Origin of the sequence: Dermacoccus sp. SAI-028, from assembly GCF_004346775.1 — a bacterium.
Lineage (GTDB): Bacteria > Actinomycetota > Actinomycetes > Actinomycetales > Dermatophilaceae > Dermacoccus > Dermacoccus nishinomiyaensis.
Genome location: NZ_SMFS01000001.1, coordinates 1,985,376 through 2,007,122 on the forward strand (window position 1 = coordinate 1,985,376; position 21,747 = coordinate 2,007,122).

Annotated in this window: 18 protein-coding genes; 3 read left to right on the forward strand and 15 right to left on the reverse strand. The window is 69.6% G+C overall.

Annotated features, from left to right (window positions below):
* Positions 1-62: 62 nt before the first annotated feature.
* The 7 genes from EDC82_RS09065 to EDC82_RS09095 all read right to left on the reverse strand — a co-directional run bounded on the left by EDC82_RS09065 (position 63) and on the right by EDC82_RS09095 (position 8,608).
* A complete protein-coding gene (locus tag EDC82_RS09065) occupies positions 63-1,742 on the reverse strand; it encodes an acyl-CoA dehydrogenase family protein (RefSeq protein ID WP_006944872.1) in 1,680 nt (559 codons plus the stop codon).
* 174 nt (positions 1,743-1,916) lie between these two features.
* Positions 1,917-2,321: a hypothetical protein gene (locus EDC82_RS09070; RefSeq protein ID WP_062257400.1), complete on the reverse strand. Its 405-nt coding sequence runs from the start codon at positions 2,319-2,321 to the stop codon at positions 1,917-1,919.
* 120 nt (positions 2,322-2,441) lie between these two features.
* Complete coding sequence (locus tag EDC82_RS09075) at positions 2,442-3,377, reverse strand: DUF4081 domain-containing GNAT family N-acetyltransferase (RefSeq protein WP_006944855.1); 936 nt, start codon at positions 3,375-3,377, stop codon at positions 2,442-2,444.
* Positions 3,378-3,384: 7 nt separating this feature from the next.
* Positions 3,385-4,542, reverse strand: a complete 1,158-nt coding sequence (ispG, locus tag EDC82_RS09080) for a flavodoxin-dependent (E)-4-hydroxy-3-methylbut-2-enyl-diphosphate synthase (RefSeq protein ID WP_062257398.1) — start codon at positions 4,540-4,542, stop codon at positions 3,385-3,387.
* A 47-nt stretch (positions 4,543-4,589) separates the two neighbouring features.
* Positions 4,590-5,912 carry an RIP metalloprotease gene (locus tag EDC82_RS09085; protein WP_062257395.1) on the reverse strand — a complete coding sequence of 441 codons (1,323 nt, stop codon included), beginning with the start codon at positions 5,910-5,912 and terminating at the stop codon, positions 4,590-4,592.
* Positions 5,912-7,099 (reverse strand): 1-deoxy-D-xylulose-5-phosphate reductoisomerase, encoded by a 1,188-nt coding sequence (dxr, locus tag EDC82_RS09090; RefSeq protein ID WP_131941222.1) that lies wholly within the window; start codon positions 7,097-7,099, stop codon positions 5,912-5,914. Before dxr ends, EDC82_RS09085 begins: the two co-directional genes overlap by 1 nt.
* A gap of 129 nt (positions 7,100-7,228) precedes the next feature.
* Entirely contained in the window at positions 7,229-8,608 is a 1,380-nt protein-coding gene (locus tag EDC82_RS09095; protein ID WP_062258481.1) for an L-serine ammonia-lyase, read from the reverse strand.
* A gap of 112 nt (positions 8,609-8,720) precedes the next feature.
* On the opposite strand from EDC82_RS09095, the gene EDC82_RS09100 reads away from it, so the two are divergent.
* Positions 8,721-9,971 (forward strand): trans-acting enoyl reductase family protein, encoded by a 1,251-nt coding sequence (locus tag EDC82_RS09100; protein WP_131941224.1) that lies wholly within the window; start codon positions 8,721-8,723, stop codon positions 9,969-9,971.
* A gap of 168 nt (positions 9,972-10,139) precedes the next feature.
* Here EDC82_RS09100 and EDC82_RS09105 read toward each other — a convergent pair whose 3' ends face one another.
* Positions 10,140-12,047: an acetate--CoA ligase gene (locus EDC82_RS09105; RefSeq protein ID WP_062258485.1), complete on the reverse strand. Its 1,908-nt coding sequence runs from the start codon at positions 12,045-12,047 to the stop codon at positions 10,140-10,142.
* 88 nt (positions 12,048-12,135) lie between these two features.
* Here EDC82_RS09105 and EDC82_RS09110 point away from each other — a divergent pair, with 88 nt between their 5' ends.
* Positions 12,136-13,239 carry an LOG family protein gene (locus EDC82_RS09110; RefSeq protein WP_006944873.1) on the forward strand — a complete coding sequence of 368 codons (1,104 nt, stop codon included), beginning with the start codon at positions 12,136-12,138 and terminating at the stop codon, positions 13,237-13,239.
* A 90-nt stretch (positions 13,240-13,329) separates the two neighbouring features.
* Here the strand turns inward: EDC82_RS09110 and rlmN are convergent, their stop codons facing one another.
* The 7 genes from rlmN to rpsB form a co-directional block, all read right to left on the reverse strand.
* On the reverse strand, positions 13,330-14,514 hold the full coding sequence (gene rlmN, locus EDC82_RS09115; protein WP_006944853.1) for a 23S rRNA (adenine(2503)-C(2))-methyltransferase RlmN: 1,185 nt from the start codon (positions 14,512-14,514) through the stop codon (positions 13,330-13,332).
* 17 nt (positions 14,515-14,531) lie between these two features.
* On the reverse strand, positions 14,532-15,365 hold the full coding sequence (locus EDC82_RS09120) for a phosphatidate cytidylyltransferase (RefSeq protein ID WP_006944862.1): 834 nt from the start codon (positions 15,363-15,365) through the stop codon (positions 14,532-14,534).
* Between the two features lie 81 nt (positions 15,366-15,446).
* Positions 15,447-16,007: a ribosome recycling factor gene (gene frr / locus EDC82_RS09125; RefSeq protein WP_006944866.1), complete on the reverse strand. Its 561-nt coding sequence runs from the start codon at positions 16,005-16,007 to the stop codon at positions 15,447-15,449.
* 54 nt (positions 16,008-16,061) lie between these two features.
* Entirely contained in the window at positions 16,062-16,820 is a 759-nt protein-coding gene (gene pyrH, locus EDC82_RS09130) for a UMP kinase (protein WP_006944885.1), read from the reverse strand.
* Positions 16,821-16,891: 71 nt separating this feature from the next.
* The gene (locus EDC82_RS09135; RefSeq protein ID WP_082740566.1) at positions 16,892-17,797 is read right to left on the reverse strand and encodes a D-hexose-6-phosphate mutarotase; all 906 of its coding nucleotides are present in this window, start codon (positions 17,795-17,797) and stop codon (positions 16,892-16,894) included.
* Positions 17,798-18,016: 219 nt separating this feature from the next.
* On the reverse strand, positions 18,017-18,844 hold the full coding sequence (gene tsf, locus EDC82_RS09140) for a translation elongation factor Ts (RefSeq protein WP_038568786.1): 828 nt from the start codon (positions 18,842-18,844) through the stop codon (positions 18,017-18,019).
* Positions 18,845-18,961: 117 nt separating this feature from the next.
* A complete protein-coding gene (gene rpsB / locus EDC82_RS09145; RefSeq protein WP_062256714.1) occupies positions 18,962-19,888 on the reverse strand; it encodes a 30S ribosomal protein S2 in 927 nt (308 codons plus the stop codon).
* 359 nt (positions 19,889-20,247) lie between these two features.
* Between rpsB and EDC82_RS09150 the strand changes: the two genes are divergently transcribed.
* Positions 20,248-21,477, forward strand: coding sequence for an aminotransferase class I/II-fold pyridoxal phosphate-dependent enzyme (locus tag EDC82_RS09150; RefSeq protein ID WP_131941227.1), 1,230 nt, complete (start codon positions 20,248-20,250; stop codon positions 21,475-21,477).
* The last annotated feature ends 270 nt before the right edge of the window (positions 21,478-21,747 follow it).

Here is a 21,747-nt window from a genome sequence, read left to right on the forward strand (position 1 = left end):
CTCATGCCCTCGACGAACGAGCAGGGCGGCCTCGGCGGGCTGTTCACCTGACCGCCAGGGCGTCAGGGCCGCGGCGTCGCGCGTCGGGCGATGGCGGCGCTCGCGGCCGACGTGCCGAGGGTGCCGAACACGCCGCCCCACTCCCCCTGCACGCGGCTCGCGATGAACGCGTCGCTGACGCTCGACGGCGCGCTGCGCAGCAGCAGGCTCGCCTGGAGGACGACGGCCATTCGAGCGCTGATGTCGCGGGCGCGGTACTCCGCGTCGTCGGGCGTCAACGACACGACGTCGGCGAGCACCTGTTTCGTCGCGACGTCGAGCCCGGGGTGGTCGCCGCGGGTCACGTCGAGCTCGCGGCTGAAGGCCTCGAACGCCTCCGGCGAACGCGTCAGGGCGCGCAGGACGTCGAGGGCGTTGACGCTGCCCGAGCCCTCCCAGATCGAGTTGAGCGGCGACTCGCGGAACAGCAGCGGCATGCCCGACTCCTCGACGTACCCGTTGCCGCCGAGGCATTCGAGGGCCTCGGCGACGTGCATCGGCGTGCGCTTGCACACCCAGAACTTTGCGAGCGGCAGTGCGAAGCGACGGAACGCGCGCTCGTGCTCGCTGCCGGGATCGCCTGATTCGATACGGTCGACGCTCGCCGCGAGGCGCATGCCGAGCGCCGTCGCGGCCTCCGACTCGATCGCGAGATCGGCGAGGACGTTCTGCATCGCGGGCTTGTCGGCGAGGACGCCGCCGAAGGCATGCCGACGCGCGGTGTACCAGGCCGCCTCGCTCGTCGCGCGACGCATGAGCCCGGCCGAGCCGAGGACGCAGTCGAGCCGCGTCGCGCTCACCATCTCGATGATCGTGCGCACGCCCGCACCCTCGTCACCGAGGCGAGTGGCGTAGGCGTCGTGGAACTCGAGTTCGCTGCTCGCGTTGGAGCGGTTGCCGAGCTTGTCCTTGAGCCGGACGATGCGCAGCGCGTTGCGAGTGCCGTCAGGGTGCACGCGCGGCACGACGAAGCAGGTCAGCCCGCCGGGAGCCTGCGCGAGGACGAGGAACAGATCGTTCGTCGGCGCGCTCGTGAACCACTTGTGCCCGCGCAGCGAATAGACGGCGGCGCCGTCGTCGTCGAAACCCGACGGGGTGGCCTCGGTGACGTTGGTGCGCACGTCGGAGCCGCCCTGTTTCTCCGTCATCCCCATCCCCGCGAGCAGCCCCTCCTTGCTCGCCGCGGGCAGATCGCCGGGCTCGTAGACGCTCGCCGCGAGGCCGTCGGCGTAACGCTGCGTCAGCGCCTCGTCCGCGCGCAGGGCGGGGACGGCGGCATGGGTCATCGTCAGCGGACAGACGTGCCCGGGCTCGACACCGGACCACGTGATGAAGCCCGCTGCCCGCCGCAGGTGAGCGTCCGCCGACGCGTCCTGCCAGGGCGCGCCCGCGAGACCGAACTCGACGCCGCGGCGCATGAGCCAGTGCCAGGACGGGTGGAACTCGACGGCGTCGGTACGCGCGCCGAACCGGTCGACGGCGCGATGCCGCGGCGTGAACGTGTTCGCAGCCATGCCGTGTTCGCGAGCCTCCTCGCTGCCGGCCATGACACCGAGCTCGCGCAGGGGGCCGAGAACGTCGGCATGCTCGTGCGAGGCGAACGCGCTCGCCGCGTCCTTGAGCGCCTCGTCGGCGTCGACGGCGTCGAACCCGGCCATGACGTCGGCCTGATTGGTTGGTGTGAGCGCGAACACGTCAGTCATGCCGCCACTGTAGATCGCCGGCCCGGTGCCCGGGCGGCGTCTGCGCGCAGGAGTCTACGCCGACCGCACGGCGCGGGCCCGCCAATGCGGCGCGGGCCCATCAGTCCGGCGCGAACCGTCACCCACAGTGACGGCGACCCACGCACGGCGCACGGTCGGCCTCGCGAGCCCTCGTCAGCGGCGAGCGATGTCGAGGCTCGCCTTGATGAGCGGCCACTGCGCCGGGACCCGCGCGAGCATGCCGGCGAGGCGCGCCTGCTTGCCCGGCGTGGAGCGGCGTCGGACACTCGCCTGCGCCTGACGCGCCATCTCGACGTTCGCGGGCAGCACGGCGACGAGCAGGGCGGCAGAGGCGTAACCCGCGGCTCGGCGCGTCGCAGGGTTGACGAGACCCGCGGCGCAGACGAGTTCGGCGACACCGCTGAGGTAGACGAGTTCGCGCGCCTTGGGTAGCAGCGGCGGAATGGTCGGCTCGAACACCTGCGGGCGCACGAGGTGCGTCACGCCGGAGACGACGTACGCGCCGACGAGCCCGCGCATCAGGGGCGGAAGTTCACGAAGACCGGTGACAGGATTCATGCCCCCACCCCATCACATCGCCCTGACAACGCCGTTGAAACGGGTCGAAGTGCGGGGGCAGGGCGCTCGTCCCATCGATAAGCGGTGCCACCGCGTCGCCTCTGCGACGGCGCCGCCGCATCAGAGGATGACGGTCGCGAACGTCCCGACGCGTTCGAACCCGGCGCGTTCGTACGCACGCAGCGCGGGGGTGTTGTACCCGTTGACGTAGAGGCTGACGGTGGGCGCGAGCTCCGCCTCGACCAGGTCGACGACGCGCGCCATGCACGGTGCGGCGAGCCCGCGGCCGCGCCAGGCGGGGTCGATCCACACACCCTGAATCTGTGCCACGCCCGAGGCGAGCGATCCGACGTCGGCCTTGAACCGTACGCGCGCACCGTCCATCAGGACGAAGGTGCGCCCACCCATGACGAGGCGCTGCACCCCGGCGCGGTAGGCCGCGGCACTGCCGACGTAGGGCGCGTAGCCGATCTCCTCGGTGAACATCGCCGCGGCCGCAGGCACGATGGCGTCGACCTCGTCGAGTCGGGCCAGGCGCACGCGCGGTTCGGGCTCGATGCCCTGACGCTCGCGCGCCTCCCGCGAGGCGACCATGAGCGGCTGCTCGGGGCGGAACGAGCGCGCCGGCGCGTACGAACGCGACACGAGCTGCCACAGCGGCAGCACCTGCTCGGCCGGCCCGAACAGCGAACTGACGCGGCGTCGCGCACACTTGACGCGGGCCGCGTAGCGTTCCAGATCGTCAGGGCTCGCCTCGACGGGGACGAGATTCGCCGACGCCCACAGCATCGAGCGCAGCGGCCGTTGACTGGACTCGAGCGAGCGAGCGCCGCCTCGACCCAGCCCGTCGGCATCGAACCCCGAAGAGTCCGCCCCTGCCGCGAGTGGCTGGCCAACGTCACCGTCGAGACCGAAGGCAGCGCTCGTCGAACCGAGCGCGCCCTCGTCGAGGCGGGCGGCGACGAAGACGTTCGTCACCGGGTCGAGGTCGCACAACGCCCGCGCGCCGGCGCGGTCGCCGGCGTCGAGGGCTCGCACCCCCGAACGTCGCAGCATGCCGGCGTCAGCCGACCGAGACGGTGGGGCCGGCGCCGTCGGCGCCCGCGTCCTCGCCCATCTCCTCGGCGATGCGCATCGCCTCCTCGATGAGCGTCTCGACGATCTGGCTCTCCGGCACCGTCTTGATGACCTCACCCTTGACGAAGATCTGGCCCTTGCCGTTGCCGGAGGCGACGCCGAGGTCGGCCTCGCGCGCCTCACCGGGGCCGTTGACGACGCAGCCCATCACGGCGACGCGCAGCGGCACCTCCATGCCCTCGAGGCCCTTCGTCACCTGCTCGGCGAGGGTGTAGACGTCGACCTGCGCGCGCCCGCAGCTCGGGCAGCTGACGATCTCGAGCTTGCGCGGCTTGAGGTTGAGCGACTGCAGGATCATGTTGCCGACCTTGACCTCCTCGACCGGCGGGGCCGAGAGGCTGACGCGGATCGTATCGCCGATGCCGCGGCTCAGCAGCGCGCCGAACGCGGTCGCCGACTTGATCGTGCCCTGGAACGCGGGCCCGGCCTCGGTCACACCGAGGTGCAGCGGCCAGTCGCCCCGCTCGGAGAGCATCTCGTAGGCGCGCACCATGACGACGGGGTCGTTGTGCTTGACGGAGATCTTGAAGTCGTGGAAGTCGTGCTCCTCGAACAGCGACGCCTCCCACACGGCCGACTCGACGAGCGCCTCGGCCGTCGGCTTGCCGTACTTCTCGAGCAGTCGCTTGTCGAGCGAACCGGCGTTGACACCGATGCGGATGGAGACCCCGGCGTCCTTCGCCTCCTTGGCGATCTGCTTGACCTGATCGTCGAACTTGCGGATGTTGCCCGGGTTGACGCGCACACCCGCACACCCCGCCTCGATCGCCGCGTAGACGTACTTCGGCTGGAAGTGGATGTCGGCGATGACGGGGATCTGCGCCTTGCGAGCGATGGCGGGCAGCGCCTCCGCGTCGTCCTGGCTCGGGCACGCGACACGGACGATGTCGCACCCGGTGGCCGTCAGCTCGGCGATCTGCTGGAGCGTGGCGTTGATGTCGGTCGTCGGCGTCGTCGTCATCGACTGCACCGAGATGGGGGCGTCTCCCCCGACCTCGACCTTGCCGACCTTGATCTTGCGCGTCTTGCGACGAGGAGCGATGACCGGCGCGGGCGCCGAGGGCATACCGAGAGAAACCGACATGAGCCCATCTTACGACTGCCGCGCGACGCCCTGGGCTGGGCCGAGACTCACTGGATGGTGATGGGTTTCACGACGTCGGCGTAGATGAGCAGCACCGACATCCCGATGAGGACGAGCGAGACGGCGTACGCGACCGGCAGCGCCTTCGTCACGTCGACGTAGACGGGGCCGGCGACGCCGCGCGCCCGCGCGATGGGCCGCTTGATTGCCTCCCACAGCGCACCCGCGATGTGGCCGCCGTCGAGGGGCAGCAGCGGGATGAGGTTGAACACGAACAACGCGAGGTTGAGCGAGGCGAGCAGGTTGAGCAGCAGCAGCACCTTCTGGCCGAGTTCGACCTTCGACGACTCGGCGACGTCGCCCGCGATGCGCGTCACCCCGACGACGGAGATCGGCCCGTTCGGATCGCGCGCCTCGTCGCTGAACGCCGCCTGGGCGACGCCCTTCATCTTCTCCGGGATGTGCAGCACGACGCCCGCCGTCTGCTTGATGCTCGTGCCGAGCATGCCGGGGACAGCACCCGGGCCCTGACGCTGCAACGTGTACTGACCGATCGACAGCCCGACGTACCCGGCGTCGATCATGACGTTCTGGCCACCCGCGTCGGTGACGGGGTTGCCGTCGGCGTCGAGCTTCGCCACCTTCGTCGTCTTCGGCGTGACCTGCAGCGTCTGCTGCCGGCCGTCACGCTCGACGACGAACGGGATCTTCTCGCCGCCGTGCGCGCGGATGACGCGGGTCGCCTCGAGGTTGCTGTTCACCTTCTGCCCCGCGACCGAGATGATGACGTCATCGAGCTTCAACCCGCTCGAGGCCGCCGGCGCCTCCTGCCCCGCCGGGCACTTCTGACCGGGTTCGACCTTCGTGAGGCACGTCGTCAGCGACGTCACCTTCGTGCCGGTGAGCTTCGGCAGGCCGACGCCGCACACCATGACGGTCATGACGACCGCAGCGATGACGAGGTTCATGAACGGCCCACCGAACATGACGGTGACCTTCTGCCACGTCTTGAGCTTGTAGAAGACGCGGTTCTCGTCACCGGGGCGCAGCTCCTCGAAGGTCTGCTCACGCACCTCGTCGGCGAGCTGGCTGAACCGACCGGTCGACGAGGCGCGCACGGAGCCGTCCGGGTCGCCCGCCTTCGGCGGGTACATGCCGATCATGCGCACGTAACCGCCGAGCGGGATGCCTTTGACGCCGTACTCGGTCTCGCCGCGCTTCTTCGACCACAGCGTCGGGCCGAAGCCGATCATGTACTGCGGCACGCGGACGCCGAACTTCTTCGCGGGCACCATGTGCCCCATCTCGTGCAGCGCGATCGAGGCAGCCACGCCGACGATCATGAACAGCACCCCGAGGACGAACAGCATCAGCGCAGCCCCTTCTCGATCAGCGTGTGCGCGGCGCGGCGCGCCCATGTCTCTGCGGCGAGGACGGCGTCGACGTCAGGTTCGCCGCTCTCGGGCGCGTGCTGGTCGACGACCTTCTCGACGGTCTCGACGATGTCGAGGAAGCCGATGCGCCCACCGTGGAAGGCCTCGACGCACTCCTCGTTGGCCGCGTTGTAGACGGCCGGGTACGTCGAGCCCGCCTCGCCCACCTGACGGGCGAGGCGAACGGCGGGGAACGCCTCGTCGTCGAGAGGTTCGAACCGCCAGTCCATCGCCTTCGTCCAGTCGATCGGTGTCTCCACGCCCGCGATGCGGTGCGGCCAGTCGAGGCCCATCGCGATCGGCACGAGCATCGTCGGCAGGCCGAGCTGTGCGACGACGGCGCCGTCGACGAACTCGACCATCGAGTGGATGTACTGCTGCGGGTGCACAACCGTCTCGACACGATCGATCGGGATGTCGAACAGCAGGTGGGCCTCGATCACCTCGAGGCCCTTGTTGACGAGCGTCGCCGAGTTGGTCGTGATGACCTTGCCCATCGCGAAGTTGGGGTGCTTCAGGGCTTGTGCGGGTGTGACGTCGGCCAGCTCGGCGCGGCTCATGCCGCGAAACGGCCCTCCACTGGCGGTGACGACGAGTTTGCGAACCTCGTCGTGCGTACCGGAGGTGAGCGCCTGCGCGATGGCCGAGTGCTCCGAGTCGACGGGCACGATCTGCCCGGGCCTTTCGAGACGCTTGACGATCGGGCCACCGACGATGAGCGACTCCTTGTTCGCGAGCGCCAGCGTGCTGCCCGCCTCGAGCGCTGCGATCGTCGGGCGCAGACCGATCGAACCGGTGATGCCGTTGAGCACGACGTCCGCGCCGACGCTCGCGACCTGCACCGACGCGTCGTCACCACTGACGACGCGGCTGACAACCTGCTTGCCTGCGCCCGACGCCGCATCGGCGATGAGCGTCTCGAGCCGTGCCGCGTCACCGGAGGCGATACCGACGAGCTCGACGTCGAACTCGACGGCCTGACGCGCGACGAGCTCGAGGTCACGCCCGCCGGAGCTGAGCGCGACGATGCGGAAGCGCTCGGGGTTGTTCCGCGCGATCTGGCACGCCTGGGTGCCGATCGAACCGGTGGAGCCGAGCAGGGAGACGGTGCGCTGGGTGGTCACGCCCCCATTGTGTACGAGACGTCTGACAACCGCCCCCGAGCCCGCTGCGACGAACCATCGCTCACGACGCGAGGCGTCGCCACTCAGCGCCTCAGTGAGACCCGGTGACGGCCGCCGCTCGCCCGGACGTCAGCACTCGATGACGTTGACGGCCAGCCCGCCGCGTGCCGTCTCCTTGTACTTGACGCTCATGTCTCGGCCGGTCTCGCGCATCGTCTTCATCGCCTGGTCGAGGCTGACGGTGTGCTTGCCGTCACCGCGACGCGACAGGCGAGCGGCGTTGATCGCCTTCATCGAGGCGATCGCGTTGCGTTCGATGCACGGGATCTGCACGAGCCCGCCGACAGGGTCGCACGTCAGGCCGAGGTTGTGCTCGATGCCGATCTCGGCGGCGTTCTCGACCTGCTCGGGGTTGCCGCCGATGACCTCGCACAACGCACCGGACGCCATCGCGCACGCCGAGCCGACCTCGCCCTGGCAGCCGACCTCGGCGCCCGAGATGGAGGCGTTCTCCTTGAACAGGATGCCGATGGCCGCAGCCGTCAGCAGGAACCGGACGATGCCGTCCTCATCCGCGCCGGGGACGAACTTGACGTAGTACTTGAGGACGGCGGGGATGATGCCGGCCGCACCGTTCGTCGGCGCGGTGACGACGCGCCCGCCCGCGGCGTTCTCCTCGTTGACGGCCATGGCGAACAGGTTGACCCAGTCCATGACATCGAGCGGGTCGATCGGGTAGCCGGGCTCGACCTGCTGCTGCAGCGCACGGTGGATGGCGGGGGCGCGGCGCGGCACCTTGAGCCCGCCGGGGAGGGTGCCCTCGGTCGAGAAACCGTTGGTGATGCACTGATCCATGACCGACCACAGGTGCAGCATGCCCGAGCGCACCTCCTCCTCGGTGCGCCACGACAGCTCGTTGCGCATCATGACCTCGCTGATCGGCAGACCCGTGCGCGCACAGATCTCGAGCAGTTCCTTGCCCGTGTTGAACGGGAACTCGACGGGCGTCGTGTCCTGCACGACACGGTCGGCGCCGAGCGCGTCCTCGTCGACGACGAACCCGCCTCCGACGGAGTAGTAGACGCGCTCGAGAAGCACCGATCCGTCAGCGCCGAGCGCCCGAGCGATCATGCCGTTCGGGTGCCCGGGCAGCGTCTTGCGGCGGTGCAGGACGAGGTCGTCGTCGTCGAGGGGCACCGCGCGCAGGCCGCCGAGCAGAAGGCGGTGGGTCTCCTTGACCGCGTGGAAACGCGCGTCCGCGGTGTCGGTGTCGACCGTCTCCGGGTCCTCACCCATCAGGCCGAGGACGACCGCCTTGTCGGAGCCGTGCCCGTGGCCGGTCTGCCCGAGCGACCCGCACAATTCGACCTGGACGCGCGCGACGTCGTCGAAGAGCCCTGCCTCGCGCAGGGATTCGAGGAACCGCCCCGCGGCTCGCATCGGACCGACGGTGTGGGACGACGAGGGTCCGATACCGATCGAGTACAGTTCGAATGCACTCAGCGCCATGCCACACCATCCATCATGCGGACAGATTCGCACACAATGTGGCCACACGAGTAATCGAGGCCCCCCTCAGGTATGTGGGCAGCGCAGGTGACTCACCGGTAGCCTGCGGAGCATGACTGATACGACGCGAGAATTCGACATCGTCCTCTACGGCGCGACCGGGTTCGTCGGCCGGCTCGTCGCGAAGCACCTCCCCGAGCACGCGCCGAATGACATCCGCATCGCCCTCGCCGGACGCACCGCCTCGAAGGTCGAGAAGGTGCGCGACGACCTGAGCACCGAGGCCGCAGCCGCCGCCGGTTGGGGCATCGTGACAGCCGACTCCGGCGACGAGGCGTCGCTGCACGCCCTCGCGAACCGGGCACGCGTCGTCATCTCCACCGTCGGCCCGTACGCGCGCCACGGTCTGCCGCTCGTCGGCGCCTGTGCCGAGGCCGGCACCCACTACGTCGACCTCACCGGCGAGGTGCTCTTCGCCCACGACTGCATCGACCGCTACGACGCGACGGCCCGCGCGAACGGCGCACGCATCGTCAACTCGTGCGGCTACGACTCGGTGCCCTCCGACCTCGGCGTCTTCCTGCTCGCCCAGACGGCGCGTGAGGCCGGTGACGGGGAGCTCACGGCGACGACCGAGTACGCGTCGATGAAGGGCGGCATGAGCGGCGGGACGATCGCCTCGGCGATGCAGCAGGCCGACGACATCGCCGACGACCCCGCTCGCCGCAAGATCGCCGGCGACAAGTTCTCCCTCTCCCCCGACCGCTCGCGCGAGCCGAGCGGCGAGTTCAAGGACTCGCTGTCGGTGTGGTACTCCGACGACGTCGACGCGTGGGTCGCGCCGTTCCTCATGGCCTCCTACAACACGCGCATCGTGCGCCGCAGCAACGCGCTGCTCGGCCACGCGTACGGCTCGGGTTTCCGCTACCGCGAGGTGATGAAGGCCGGCAAGGGCGTCAAGGGTCGCGCGATGGCGTACGCCGTCGCGGGTGCGCTGGGGGCGGGCTTCGGCGCGATGGGCGTCAAGCGTCTGCGCCCGCTGCTCGAACGCCTCGTCCCCGCGCCGGGCAGCGGCCCGAGCGAGGAAGCGCGCGAGAAGGGCTTCTTCCGCATGGACATCCGCTCGACGACGACGAGCGGCGCCCGCTACCGCTCGATCGTCGCCTCGCAGGGCGACCCGGGCTACAAGGCGACGGCCGTCATGCTCGGCGAGGCGGCCGTGACGCTGGCGCTCGGCGACCTGCCGACGCTGCCCGGCGAGGCGGACGGCGGCGTCCTCACGCCCGCCGTCGCCCTCGGGGCGCCGTATGCCGAGCGCCTGCGTCAGCACGGCGTGACGCTCGAGGTGACGAAGCTCGGCTGATTTCGAAAGCTCGGCTGAGTTCGAGTGACGTAGCGTTCGTCCCCGGGACCGATGCGGTGCCGGGGACGAACCGTTCTCGGCATGCGCCGAGATCGGCAGCCGCCGCGCCGAGGTGCAGCACCAGCTCGTCATAGCCGGCGCGGACGACGCCGCGCGGCGTCGCGAACGTCACGAGTGGTGGCGCAGCACCTCACCGAGAGCGTCGAGGACGCTGGCATCCTCGATCGTGCCGGGCACCTGGGGCGTCTCACCGTCGGCCATCTGGCGCATCGTCTTGCGCAGGATCTTGCCCGATCGCGTCTTCGGCAGGGCCTGGACGACGTCGACGTCGCTGAGCGAGGCGAGCGCCCCGACCTCGGCGCGCACGCGCGCCTTGAGTTCGTCGCGGACGGTGAGCAACTCGTCGTCGGTGTACTCCCGCCCGGCCTTGAGCACGACGAGCGCCCGCGGCACCTGGCCCTTGAGCTGGTCGGCGACCCCGATGACGGCGCACTCGGCGACGGCGGGGTGCCCCGCGAGCGCGGCCTCGAGGGCGCCCGTCGACAGGCGATGCCCCGCGACGTTGAGCACGTCGTCGGTGCGGCCCATGACCCACACGTACCCGTCGTCGTCGATGTAGCCGCCGTCACCGGTGAGGTAGTAGCCCTCGAACGCGGACAGGTAGGAGCTGACGTAGCGCTCGTCGCCACCCCACAGCGTCGCGAGCGTACCGGGCGGCAGCGGCAGCTTGAGGCACACGGCACCCTCGACGCCTGGTTCGACGGGCGAGCCGTCGGGCGCGAGCACCTGCACGTCGTAGCCGGGCAGGGGCTTGGTCGCCGATCCGGGCTTCGGCGCGAACGACTCGATGCCGACCGGGTTCGCGACGATGGGCCACCCCGTCTCCGTCTGCCACCAGTTGTCGACGACCGGCACCCCGAGCTTGTCGTGCGCCCAGGCGTAGGTGTCGGGGTCGAGGCGCTCACCGGCGAGGAAGAGCGTCCGCAACGACGACAGGTCGTGCCCGGCGATCAACGAGCCGTCCGGATCCTCCTTCTTGATCGCGCGGATCGCCGTCGGCGCCGTGAACAGGCCCGCGACGCCGTACTGCTCGACGATGCGCCAGAACGCGCCGGCGTCCGGGGTGCCGACGGGCTTGCCCTCGTACAGCACCGTCGTCAGGCCCGCGAACAGCGGCGCGTAGACGATGTAGGAGTGGCCGACCACCCAGCCGACGTCGCTGGCCGTGAACCACACGTCACCGGCCTCCATGCCGTAGACGTGCTTCATCGACCACGTCAGGGCCACGGCATGGCCACCGTTGTCACGCACGATGCCCTTCGGCCGCCCCGTCGTGCCGGAGGTGTAGAGGATGTAGAGCGGGTCGGTGGCCGCGACGGCGACGCAGCCGGCGGGCTGCACCGCACCAGGCGCCATGACCTGCGCCCAGTCGAAGTCCTTCTCCCCCAGGCTCGCCTCGCACTGCGGGCGCTGCACGATGACGCAGTGCCCCACCTCGTGCGACGCGCGGGCGAGTGCCGCGTCGAGCATCGGCTTGTACTCGATGACGCGGGTGCGCTCGACGCCGCAGCTCGCGGACAGCACGACCTTGGGCTGGGCGTCGTCGATGCGTGCGGCCAGCTCGGTGGGCGCAAAGCCGCCGAACACAACCGAGTGCACCGCCCCGATGCGCGCGCAGGCGAGCATCGAGATGACGGCCTCCGCGATCATCGGCATGTAGATGACGACCCGGTCGCCCTTCTCCACCCCGAGCGCCTGGAGCACCCCGGCGAGGCGGGCGACCTCGTCGAGCAGTTCGGCGTAGGTGTACGTGCGGCTCGTGCCGGTGACGGCGCTGTCGTGGATGAGCGCCGGCTGATCGGCGCGGCCGGCGATGACGTGCCGGTCGAGCGCGTTGTAGCAGGTGTTGAGCCGCGCGTCGGGAAACCAGCGGTACAGCGGGGCGCTCGAGGCGTCGAGCGCCCCCTTGGGTCGGGTGATCCAGTCGACGCCGCTGGCGGCCTCGAGCCAGAACCCCTCGGGGTCGTCGAGGCTGCGCACGTGGAGTGAGGCGTGGTCGAACGTGACGTCGGTCATACACCCATCTTGCCTCGTGATCGCGAGGTTCCGGGTGAGTTCGCCGCCGTGCTCGGCGACGAATCGCTCGTGTGCCACGCTTGGCCTCATGCTTCGTGAGATCCACTCGGCCGACGAGCTGCTCGCCCATCTGCAGGACGGCGGAACCGTCAGCGGTCTGCGGCTGCAGGGCGTCGACCTCGCCAGCGCTGCCGGCGAGGCGTTGATCGCTCTGCCGAACCGCTTCGACGGTCTCGTCGTGCTCGGCGGCCACGTGCCGGCGTCCACGGCTCGGACGTTGACCGACCGCGGCGCCATCCTGTTTCCCAGCGATCCGCACCTGCCGATCGACCCCTACCGCGCGCGTCTCTACTCCGCCGGCGAGCTCTATGCTGGCCTCGAGCGCGGCTACGAACACACCCCTGACGCGCAGGCGTATCGCTGGTCGCGTGACTGCCGCGTGGCGCATGACGCCTATGCGGGCGCCATGCGCGGGCTGCACGACGAGTCGATGCGCGACGCCCTGCACGAGAGCCTCGAGGGCCGACGCACCGTCGGCATCATGGGTGGTCACGCGATGGGACGCACGAGTACCGCGTACGCCGAGATCGCCCGGTTGGCGCGTGATCTCGCCGGCGGCGGCCACGTCGTCCTGACCGGCGGCGGGCCCGGCGCGATGGAGGCTGCGAACCTCGGCGCGGCTGACCGCGTCGGCGGCCTCGACACGGCGCTGGAGTGCCTGGCGAGCGTCGAGTCGTTCCGTCCGAGCATCGACGCCTGGGCGCACAGCGCTTTCGCGTCGCGCGAGCTGCTGGGCGTGGCTGATGGCGCGGGTGACGACGTGCGCAGCGTCGGCATCCCGACGTGGTTCTACGGCCACGAACCGCCCAACGTCTTCGGTGACGTCATCGCCAAGTTCTTCTCCAACGCCCTGCGCGAGGACGACCTGCTCGCCGGCGCCAGCGGCGGCATCATCGTCCTCGAGGGCGCCGCGGGCACCGTGCAGGAGATCTTCCAGAGCGTCACGCCGCTGTACTACGCCGCCGACGACGTGCCGCTGCCGCACCTCGTCCTCGTCGGGCGCGCACAGTGGACGGACGTCGTCCCCGTCTGGCCGGCGCTCACCGCGCTCGCGGCGGGGCGACGCTTCGCCGACCACCTCCACCTCGTCGAGACGCCCGCGGAGGCGTTCGCAGTGTTGACGGGCGCCTGAGCTCATCGCAGCCTCAGGCTTGACGCATCATCGGCCCAAACGCATCACGAATGACGCATTTGGGGCGACGATCGGGGCGAGCTGCTCGTGTCAGGCCGTCTTGGCGGCGAGCTGCCCGCACGCTCCGTCGATGTCGGAACCACGCGTGTCGCGCACCGTCGTCGGGATGCCGCCCGCGCGTAGGCGCTCGACGAAGTTCTGCTCGACGCCCTTGCGCGACGCCGTCCACTTCGAGCCCGGCGTCGGGTTGAGCGGGATCGGGTTCACGTGCACCCACCCCTTGCCACGCGCGTTGAGCTTCTTCGCGAGCAGATCCGCGCGCCAGCCCTGGTCGTTGATGTCCTTGATGAGCGCGTACTCGATGCTGACGCGACGCCCCGTCGCCTCGAAGTAGCGATGCGCCGCATCGAGGGCCTCGTCGACGCTCCAGCGCGTGTTGATGGGCACCAGCTCGTTGCGCAGTTCGTCGTCGGGCGCGTGCAGCGACAGCGCCAGCGTCACCGGAATGCCCTCGGCCGCGAGCTTGTCGATGGCCGGCACGAGACCGACCGTCGACATCGTCACGCCGCGAGCCGACATGCCGAGCCCCTCCGGGGCGGGCGAGACGAGCCGCTTGATCGCGTCGATCGCCTGGCGGTAGTTCGCAAGAGCCTCCCCCATGCCCATGAACACGACGTTGCTGACGCGCAGCGGCGTCTCGCGCTCGTCGTCGTCGAGGCCGGGCAGCTCGCCGGAGCGCAGCAACCGCGCGCCGGCGACGACCTGCTCGACGATCTCCGCCGTCGTGAGGTTGCGCGTCAGCCCTTCCTGCCCGGTCGCGCAGAACGGGCAGTTCATGCCGCAGCCGGCCTGGCTGGAGATGCACATCGTGACGCGGCCGGGGTAGCGCATGATGACGCTCTCGACGAGCGCGCCGTCGAACAGGCGGTGCACCTGCTTGAGCGTGTTGCCGCCGTCGGCGACGAGCGTCTTGATGCTCGTCAGCAGCGTCGGCATGAGCTGCGCGACCATCTCCTCGCGCCCGTTCTTCGGCAGGTCCGTCATCTCGGCAGGGTCGGCGACGAAGCGTTCGAAGTAGTGGTTCGACAGCTGCTTGGCGCGGAACGCGGGCAGCCCGAGCTCCTTCGCTAACGCCTGACGCCCGGCGAGGTCGAAGTCCGCCAGGTGCTTCGGCGGCTTGCCGCGCCGCGGCGCGGTGAACGTCAGCTGGCCCGGAACGGGACGCTTCGCCGTCGGCTCGGGCAGGTCGGTCGTGGTCGATTCGGTGGTGCTCAATGGAAGAACTCCTCGCCTCAGCTGGCGAACGCGGTGAGAACGGCCCAGGTGACGGGGGCCGCGAGAACGAGCGAGTCGAGACGGTCCATGAGACCGCCGTGACCCGGGATGAGGTTGCTCATGTCCTTGATGCCGAGATCGCGCTTGATCATCGACTCGCACAGATCGCCGACGGTGGCCGCGACGACGACGAGCGAGCCGAGCAGGATGCCGACCCAGAACGGCGCGTGCAGGATGAGGGTCACCGTCAGCACGCCGATGACGACGCAGCTCAGCCACGACCCGGCGAAGCCCTCCCACGACTTCTTGGGGCTGACGGTCGGCGCCATCGGGTGCTTGCCGAACAGCACGCCGGCGACGTAGCCGCCGATGTCACTGCCGATCGTCACGAGGATGAACGTGATGATGCGGCTGACGCCGTCATCAGCATGCAGGAGCATCATCGCGAACGACACGAGCGCCGGCACGTACAGCGCGATGAGCGCCGCCGACGCGGTGTCGGGCGCGAGGCGGTTGCTCGCCGCACCCCAGACGATGAAGACGAGGACGCTGCCGACGAGCGCCGCGAGCATCGCCGACGGCCCGAGCAGGTACGCCGCGACGGGGATGACGGCCGCCGAGGCGAGAGCGGGGATCCACGGCGGGCGGAACTTGGCCGGCGGCATCGCCATGAGCAGCTCGCGCGTGCCGACGACGGACGCGGCCGTCGCGAGGACGACGAACGCCTCCTTGCGGATGAGCAGAGACGCGAGGACGAGCACGCCGAGCACGAGTGCAGCCGTGATGGCGGCCTTGAGGTCGCGCCCGGCCTTGTTCTTCTTCGCGGGGGCGGGCGCGAGCGTCTCGGACACGACCTTCGAGCCCACCCCCGGCGGGGGTGGGCTCGAAGGCTGCGCCGAAGCGGGCATGCCGAATGCGAGCGTGCGTCGAGGTCAGACCTCGAGCAGCTCGGCCTCCTTGCCCTTGAGCAGCGCGTCGACGGTGTCGACGCGCTTCTTCGTCATGGCGTCGAGGTCCTTCTCGGCGCGGGCGCCGTCGTCCTCGCCGACCTCCTTGTCCTTGACCAGCTTGTCGATGTCCTGGTTCGCCTTGCGGCGCACGTTGCGCACGCTGACGCGGCCGTTCTCGGCCTTGTCCTTGGCCATCTTGATGTAGTCCTTGCGGCGCTCCTCGGTGAGGGCAGGCAGGATGCAGCGGATCTGGTTGCCGTCGTTGCTCGGGTTGACGCCGAGGTCGGAGTCGCGCAGCGTCTTCTCGATCTCGGAGATGGCCGACTTGTCGAACGGGATGATGAGGATCGTGCGCGCCTCGGGCGTCTGGAACGACGCGAGCTGCTGCAGCGGCGTCGGCGCACCGTAGTAGTCGACCGTCAGGCGGTTGAACATCGCCGCGTTCGCACGGCCGGTGCGGATGGAGGCGAAGTCCTCCTTCGTGGCCTCGATCGCCTTGTCCATCTTCTCCTCGGCCTCGAGGAGGATCTCGTCAATATCCATGGTTTCGCTCTCGTTTCTCGGACGTTCTCGGGAACAGCCACGTTCGGCCCCGCGTCAGGACGCGGAGACCACCGTGCCGATCTTCTCACCCTGCAGGGCGCGGGTGATGTTGCCTTCACCCTCCATGCCGAACACGACCATCGGCAGCTTGTTGTCCATGCACAGGCTGAACGCTGCGGCGTCGACGATCTTGAGCCCGCGCGCCAACGCGTCGGCGTGCGTGACGACATCCAGCTTCACCGCGTCGGGGTTCTTGCGCGGGTCATCGGAGTAGACGCCGTCGACACCGTTCTTCGCGACGAGCACGGCGTCGCATTTCGTCTCGAGCGCACGCTGCGCGGAGACGGTGTCGGTCGAGAAGTACGGCATGCCCGCGCCGGCACCGAAGATGACGACGCGGCCCTTCTCCATGTGACGGATCGCACGGCGCGGGATGTACGGCTCGGCGACCTGCGTCATCTCGATGGCCGACTGCACGCGCGTGTCGATGCCCTCCTTCTCGAGGAAGTCCTGCAGCGCCAGGCAGTTCATGACGGTACCGAGCATGCCGATGTAGTCGGCACGCGCACGATCCATGCCCTTCTGCTGCAGCTCGGCACCGCGGAAGAAGTTGCCGCCACCGACGACGACCGCGACCTGGATGCCGCTGCGCACGGCCGGCGCGATCTGGCGAGCGATGCCCCGCACGACGTCGGGGTCGACGCCGACGCTGCCGCCGCCGAAGACCTCACCGGAGAGCTTGAGCAGCACTCGGTCGTACCTGGGGATCGCCGGGGAGGCGTTCACCCTCTCGCTCGCGTCGGTGTCGCTCACTTCGCCTCCTGGCGCTTCGTCGGGCATGAGTCGGCCAATCTTTTCACACTGCTGAGGGCAGCCGAAAAACTTCAGTCTGCGAGCGGAGCGTACGTCGCGCCCAGTGCTGTGTCTTGCCCGGGGGTGAGGGTGACGGCGTCGTCCTTGATCGTGGCCGCCTCGACGCAGACGAACCGCGGCCACGCGTCGTCGGGCACGTCCGCGAGCGAGGCGGTCTTCTGCTGGGCGGGGTTCCACACGACCGCATCCGGCAGATTCTCGCGCTCGATGCGGTAGATCGGCGTCCGCCCCTCCGTCCGCCCCTGGACGACGGTGATGGGCTGTTTCGGCGCCGTGACGACGACGTCGACCTCGCCGTCGAACGTCAGGTCACCCTCGACGCGTGAGCGCTCCCCGCTGGCCTGATCGAGCATCGACGCACCCGTCAGCCCTTCGACACGCACCGTGCGCACGTCGTCGACCGCGAGATACGTGTGCAGCGCTGCCTCGAACGTCAGCGGGTCTGAGCCCTCGTTGCGCACGACGAGGCGCAGCCCGAGAGCATCGCCGAACGTGATCTCGAGGGTTGCGAACAGCCCCAGCGGCCAGTGCTCGGCGCCGTCGAGCTGCGCGACCGCCTCGGGAGTGACCACGAGCGAGACGATGACCGCCTCGCCCTCCTCGCGCACCGAGTGCAGCCTCCACCGCGCCCGACGCGCCAGGCCGTGCGACGGCGACAGCCCGCCGTCACGGCCCGCACCGAACCACGGGAGACACACCGGGACGCCGCCGCGGATCGCCGTCGACGGACCCGCCTGTGCCAACGGACTCAGCCACAACAGCTCACGCCCACCACGCGGCACGAAACTCGTCACCTGACCGCCGTGCAACTGCACGACACCCGACGACCGCGGCCCTAATACCTCCAGCGCCGGCAGGCCCGAGACCCCCTCGACGCGACGCACGCACTCCGGCAGATCCACCATGAAGCCACTCATGGACACACGCTAGTCCCTCCAGCGACGTGACGAGCCCCCACCTCACGCCGCGAGGCCCGGACGCGCTGCGCGCGATCCGGGCCTCGTCTGGCGCCATGCGGTGAGTTGAACGAGCGGTGCCAGACGCCATTCTTTCTGGCGTCTGACTTCGCGCTCACCTACGGCCGAGGCCCGGACGCGCTGCGCGCGTCTGGGCCTCAACCTCCGGTTCCCGCTCGGTCACACACCGACCTTGAACCGCGCAAAGCCCGAAACCTCCGCGCCTGCCTCATCAGCGACCTTCTTGACCGTCTTCTTCGCGTCCTTCGCGAACGGCTGCTCCAGCAGCACGTTCTCCTTGAAGTACCCGTTGACACGGCCCTCGATGATCTTCGGCAGAGCAGCCTCCGGCTTGCCCTCCTCCTTGGCCGTGGCCTCAGCGACACGACGCTCGTTCTCCACGACCTCGGCGTCGATCTCGTCGCGCGTCAGCACCGACGGGGAGAACGCGGCGATGTGCATCGCGATGTCACGAGCCGTCGCCTCGTCGCCACCCTTGAGTGCCACGAGAACACCGATCTGCGCCGGCAGGTCAGGGCTCGTCTTGTGCAGGTACGCCGTCACGTTCTCGCCCTCGAGACGCGCCACACGACGCACCTCGATCTTCTCGCCGATCGTCGCGTTGGCCTCGTCGAGAACCTCCGCGACCGTCTTGCCGCCCATGTTGCTCTTCAGCAGCGCATCGGCGTCAGCGGCCTCGACCGCGACAGCCTGGTCGAGAACCTGCTCGGCGAGGGCGATGAACTTGTCGCCCTTCGCGACGAAGTCGGTCTCGCAGTTGACCTCGACCAGCGTGCCGACTCCGTTCTCGACCTTCGCGGCGACGAGGCCGTTCGAAGCGGAACGACCCTCGCGCTTCGTCACGCCCTTGAGGCCCTTGACGCGCAGGATCTCGGTGGCCTTGGCCTTGTCGCCGTCAGCCTCGTCGAGTGCCTTCTTGACGTCCATCATGCCGGCGCCGGTAGCTTCGCGCAGCGCCTTGATGTCAGCGGCGGTGTAGTTCGCCATGAGTGTTTCGCTCCTCTGAGTCGAAAGAATGCAGGGGGTTTACGCTCCCCCGGCGCCGACACTGCCACGAGCAGTGCCGGCGCCGGGGGAAGACGTCATGAACGTCGAGCCAGTTTCTCAGGCCTGGGAGTCGGCGACCTCGGTCGCCGTCTTCTCGTCGACCTCGGCCACGGCAGCGGCCTCGTCAGCGTTCGTCGAGTCAGCGGCAGCCGTCTCGTCAGCAGCCTTCTTGATCGACGACGGACCCGTCTCGGTGTCCGTGTCAGCGGCGGCCTTCGCGCCGGCGTCGGAGGCGAGCAGCTCGCGCTCCCACTCGGCCATCGGCTCGGCGGCCGACTCGCCCGACTTGCCGGACGATCGGGCGACGAGGCCCTCGGCGACGGCGTCGGCGATCACGCGGGTGAGGATGCCGACCGAACGGATGGCGTCGTCGTTGCCCGGGATCTTGTAGTCGACCTCGTCGGGGTCGCAGTTCGTGTCGAGGATCGCGATGACCGGCAGGCCCAGCTTGCGCGCCTCGTCGACGGCGAGGTGCTCCTTCTTCGTGTCGACGATCCAGACGGCCGACGGGATCTTCGACATCTCACGGATGCCGCCGAGGACGAGCTCGAGCTTCGCCTTCTCACGCGACAGGAGCAGCAGCTCCTTCTTCGTGTAGCCGGAGCCGGCGACGTCGTCGAAGTCGAGAGCCTCGAGCTCCTTCAGGCGCGCGAGGCGCTTGCTGATCGTCTGGAAGTTCGTGAGCATGCCACCGAGCCAACGGTGGTTGATGTACGGCATGCCGACGCGGGTGGCCTGCTCGGCGATCGACTCCTGAGCCTGCTTCTTCGTGCCGACGAACAGGATCGTGCCGCCGTGGGCGACCGTCTGCTTGACGAACTCGTAGGCGTCGTTGATGTAGGTCAGCGACTGCTGGAGGTCGATGATGTAGATGCCGTTGCGCTCCGTCATGATGAAGCGCTTCATCTTCGGGTTCCAACGACGGGTCTGGTGTCCGAAGTGGACGCCGCTCTCGAGGAGCTGGCGCATGGTGACGACGGCCATGCCGAAGTCCCCTTTCATGTCGAGGTTTCAGTTCGTGCAGCCGGATTGCTGCCCTGGCGGCCCGACCATCACCCACCGTCGGCCATTCCCCTCACAGAGGTTCACGATCGACGGACCGAAGGGCGAGGGCCCGCGACGTACGCCCTGCGAGAGCAGGATGTACGAGGCGTGAGGCCACGCGAATTCGTCTCGCGGCCCGCCCACACATCACCTCTGCTCGACCCGGCTCTCGAGACGGAACTCGAAGCCGGAGGTGCGATCAGGTGGGCGACGCGCATCAGGGCACACAAGACGTGCCTCCAGCGTACCGGCTCGAGGGGGCAACCCGAAATCGCCGCCAGGGGTCCTAGATTGGAGCGATGAGCGACTCGACGACGCCAGCACCGCAGACCTCGCCCGCGCCCCGTGCGGGCCGACGCAGCGCCATCCGCCCCGCCGGCGGGCAGACGATCTTCTCGCGCATGACGGCGCTCGCGGCCGAGACCGGCGCGCTCAACCTCGGCCAGGGCTTCCCCGACGCCGACGGCCCCGAGGCCGTGCTCGCAGCGGCCCGCCAGGCCATCGCCGACGGCGCGAACCAGTACCCGCCGGCGCGTGGTGAGCGGACGCTGCTCGAGGCGATAGCCGCGCACCAGCACCACTGGTACGGGCTGGAGGTCTCCCCCGACACCGACGTCCTCGTCACCGTCGGAGCGACGGAGGCGCTGGCGAGCGCGATCCTCGCGTTCGTCGAACCCGGCGACGAGGTCGTCGTGTTCGAACCCACCTACGACTCCTACGCCGCTGACATCGCGCGTGCCGGCGGCGTGCGGCGCACGGTGCCGCTACGTTTCCCCGACTTCGCGCTCGACGAGGACGCCCTCGCCGCGGCGTTCAGCGAGCGCACCGCGCTCGTCCTGCTCAACACGCCGCACAATCCGACCGGCAAGGTCTTCACCGCGGCGGAGTGCGCGACGATCGCCGAGCACGCCGCGCGCCACGACGCCGTCGTCATCAGCGACGAGGTGTACGAACACCTCGCGTTCGCGCCGCACGAGCACATGCCCTTCGCGAGCACCCCCGGCATGCCCGAGCGCACGCTGACGATCAGTTCGGGTGGCAAGACGTTCAGCACGACGGGGTGGAAGATCGGGTGGGTCAGTGGCCCTGCCGACCTCGTCGCCGCGGTGGCGAGCGTCAAGCAGTTCTTGACCTTTGCGAGCGGCACGCCGCTGCAGCACGGCATCGCGGCCGGGCTGTGCCTGCCCGACGCGTTCTTCGCCGAACAGCGCGCCGAGATGGCGGCCCGCAGTGCTCTGCTCGTCGACGGACTGACGCGCGCCGGGTTCGACGCCGTTGCGCCACAGGGCGGCTATTTCGTCCTCGCCGACGCGGCGCCCCTCGGCGTCGACGACGCAGCCGAGTTCGCGCTGCGCCTGCCGACGGAGGCGGGGGTCGTCGCGATTCCGGCGTCGGCGTTCTGCGACGATCCGGACGCCTCCGGCATGACGAGTGTGCTGCGCTTCGCGTTCTGCAAGCAGCGCTCCGTCATCGACGCTGCGATCGAGCGGCTTGTGGATACGTACGGCCGCAGCGCGCGAACGACGTGATCTGCAGGCCCGTCCACAGGGTCTCGGGCTGACGCCGCGGCCCCACGGCGTGTGCGCTGCAGACTGCCGACATGGCCATCCTGCGCATCGTCTCGTCCCTGCTCGCCGTGGGTTCCGCCGGCCTCGTGGGGTTCGCCGTGGTGAGCCCGTCGGTGGTGGGATCGTCGGTGGTGGGCCCCTCTGTGGTGGGCGGGGCTGAGAAACCGAGGGCCTCGATGCCCGTCCGGCCGCGGCTCACCCGGCCAAGGGTCGAACGCCCGGGCGTTGCGC

Coding starts and splice junctions, on each gene's coding strand:
- EDC82_RS09065 (WP_006944872.1), bottom strand. CDS start 1,742: ATGACTGACGTGTTCGCGCTCACACCAACCAATCAGGCCGACGTCATG.
- EDC82_RS09070 (WP_062257400.1), bottom strand. CDS start 2,321: ATGAATCCTGTCACCGGTCTTCGTGAACTTCCGCCCCTGATGCGCGGG.
- EDC82_RS09075 (WP_006944855.1), bottom strand. CDS start 3,377: ATGCTGCGACGTTCGGGGGTGCGAGCCCTCGACGCCGGCGACCGCGCC.
- ispG (WP_062257398.1), bottom strand. CDS start 4,542: ATGTCGGTTTCTCTCGGTATGCCCTCGGCGCCCGCGCCGGTCATCGCT.
- EDC82_RS09085 (WP_062257395.1), bottom strand. CDS start 5,912: ATGCTGTTCGTCCTCGGGGTGCTGTTCATGATCGTCGGCGTGGCTGCC.
- EDC82_RS09095 (WP_062258481.1), bottom strand. CDS start 8,608: ATGGCGCTGAGTGCATTCGAACTGTACTCGATCGGTATCGGACCCTCG.
- EDC82_RS09100 (WP_131941224.1), top strand. CDS start 8,721: ATGACTGATACGACGCGAGAATTCGACATCGTCCTCTACGGCGCGACC.
- EDC82_RS09105 (WP_062258485.1), bottom strand. CDS start 12,047: ATGACCGACGTCACGTTCGACCACGCCTCACTCCACGTGCGCAGCCTC.
- EDC82_RS09110 (WP_006944873.1), top strand. CDS start 12,136: ATGCTTCGTGAGATCCACTCGGCCGACGAGCTGCTCGCCCATCTGCAG.
- frr (WP_006944866.1), bottom strand. CDS start 16,007: ATGGATATTGACGAGATCCTCCTCGAGGCCGAGGAGAAGATGGACAAG.
- EDC82_RS09135 (WP_082740566.1), bottom strand. CDS start 17,797: ATGAGTGGCTTCATGGTGGATCTGCCGGAGTGCGTGCGTCGCGTCGAG.
- tsf (WP_038568786.1), bottom strand. CDS start 18,844: ATGGCGAACTACACCGCCGCTGACATCAAGGCGCTGCGCGAAGCTACC.
- rpsB (WP_062256714.1), bottom strand. CDS start 19,888: ATGGCCGTCGTCACCATGCGCCAGCTCCTCGAGAGCGGCGTCCACTTC.
- EDC82_RS09150 (WP_131941227.1), top strand. CDS start 20,248: ATGAGCGACTCGACGACGCCAGCACCGCAGACCTCGCCCGCGCCCCGT.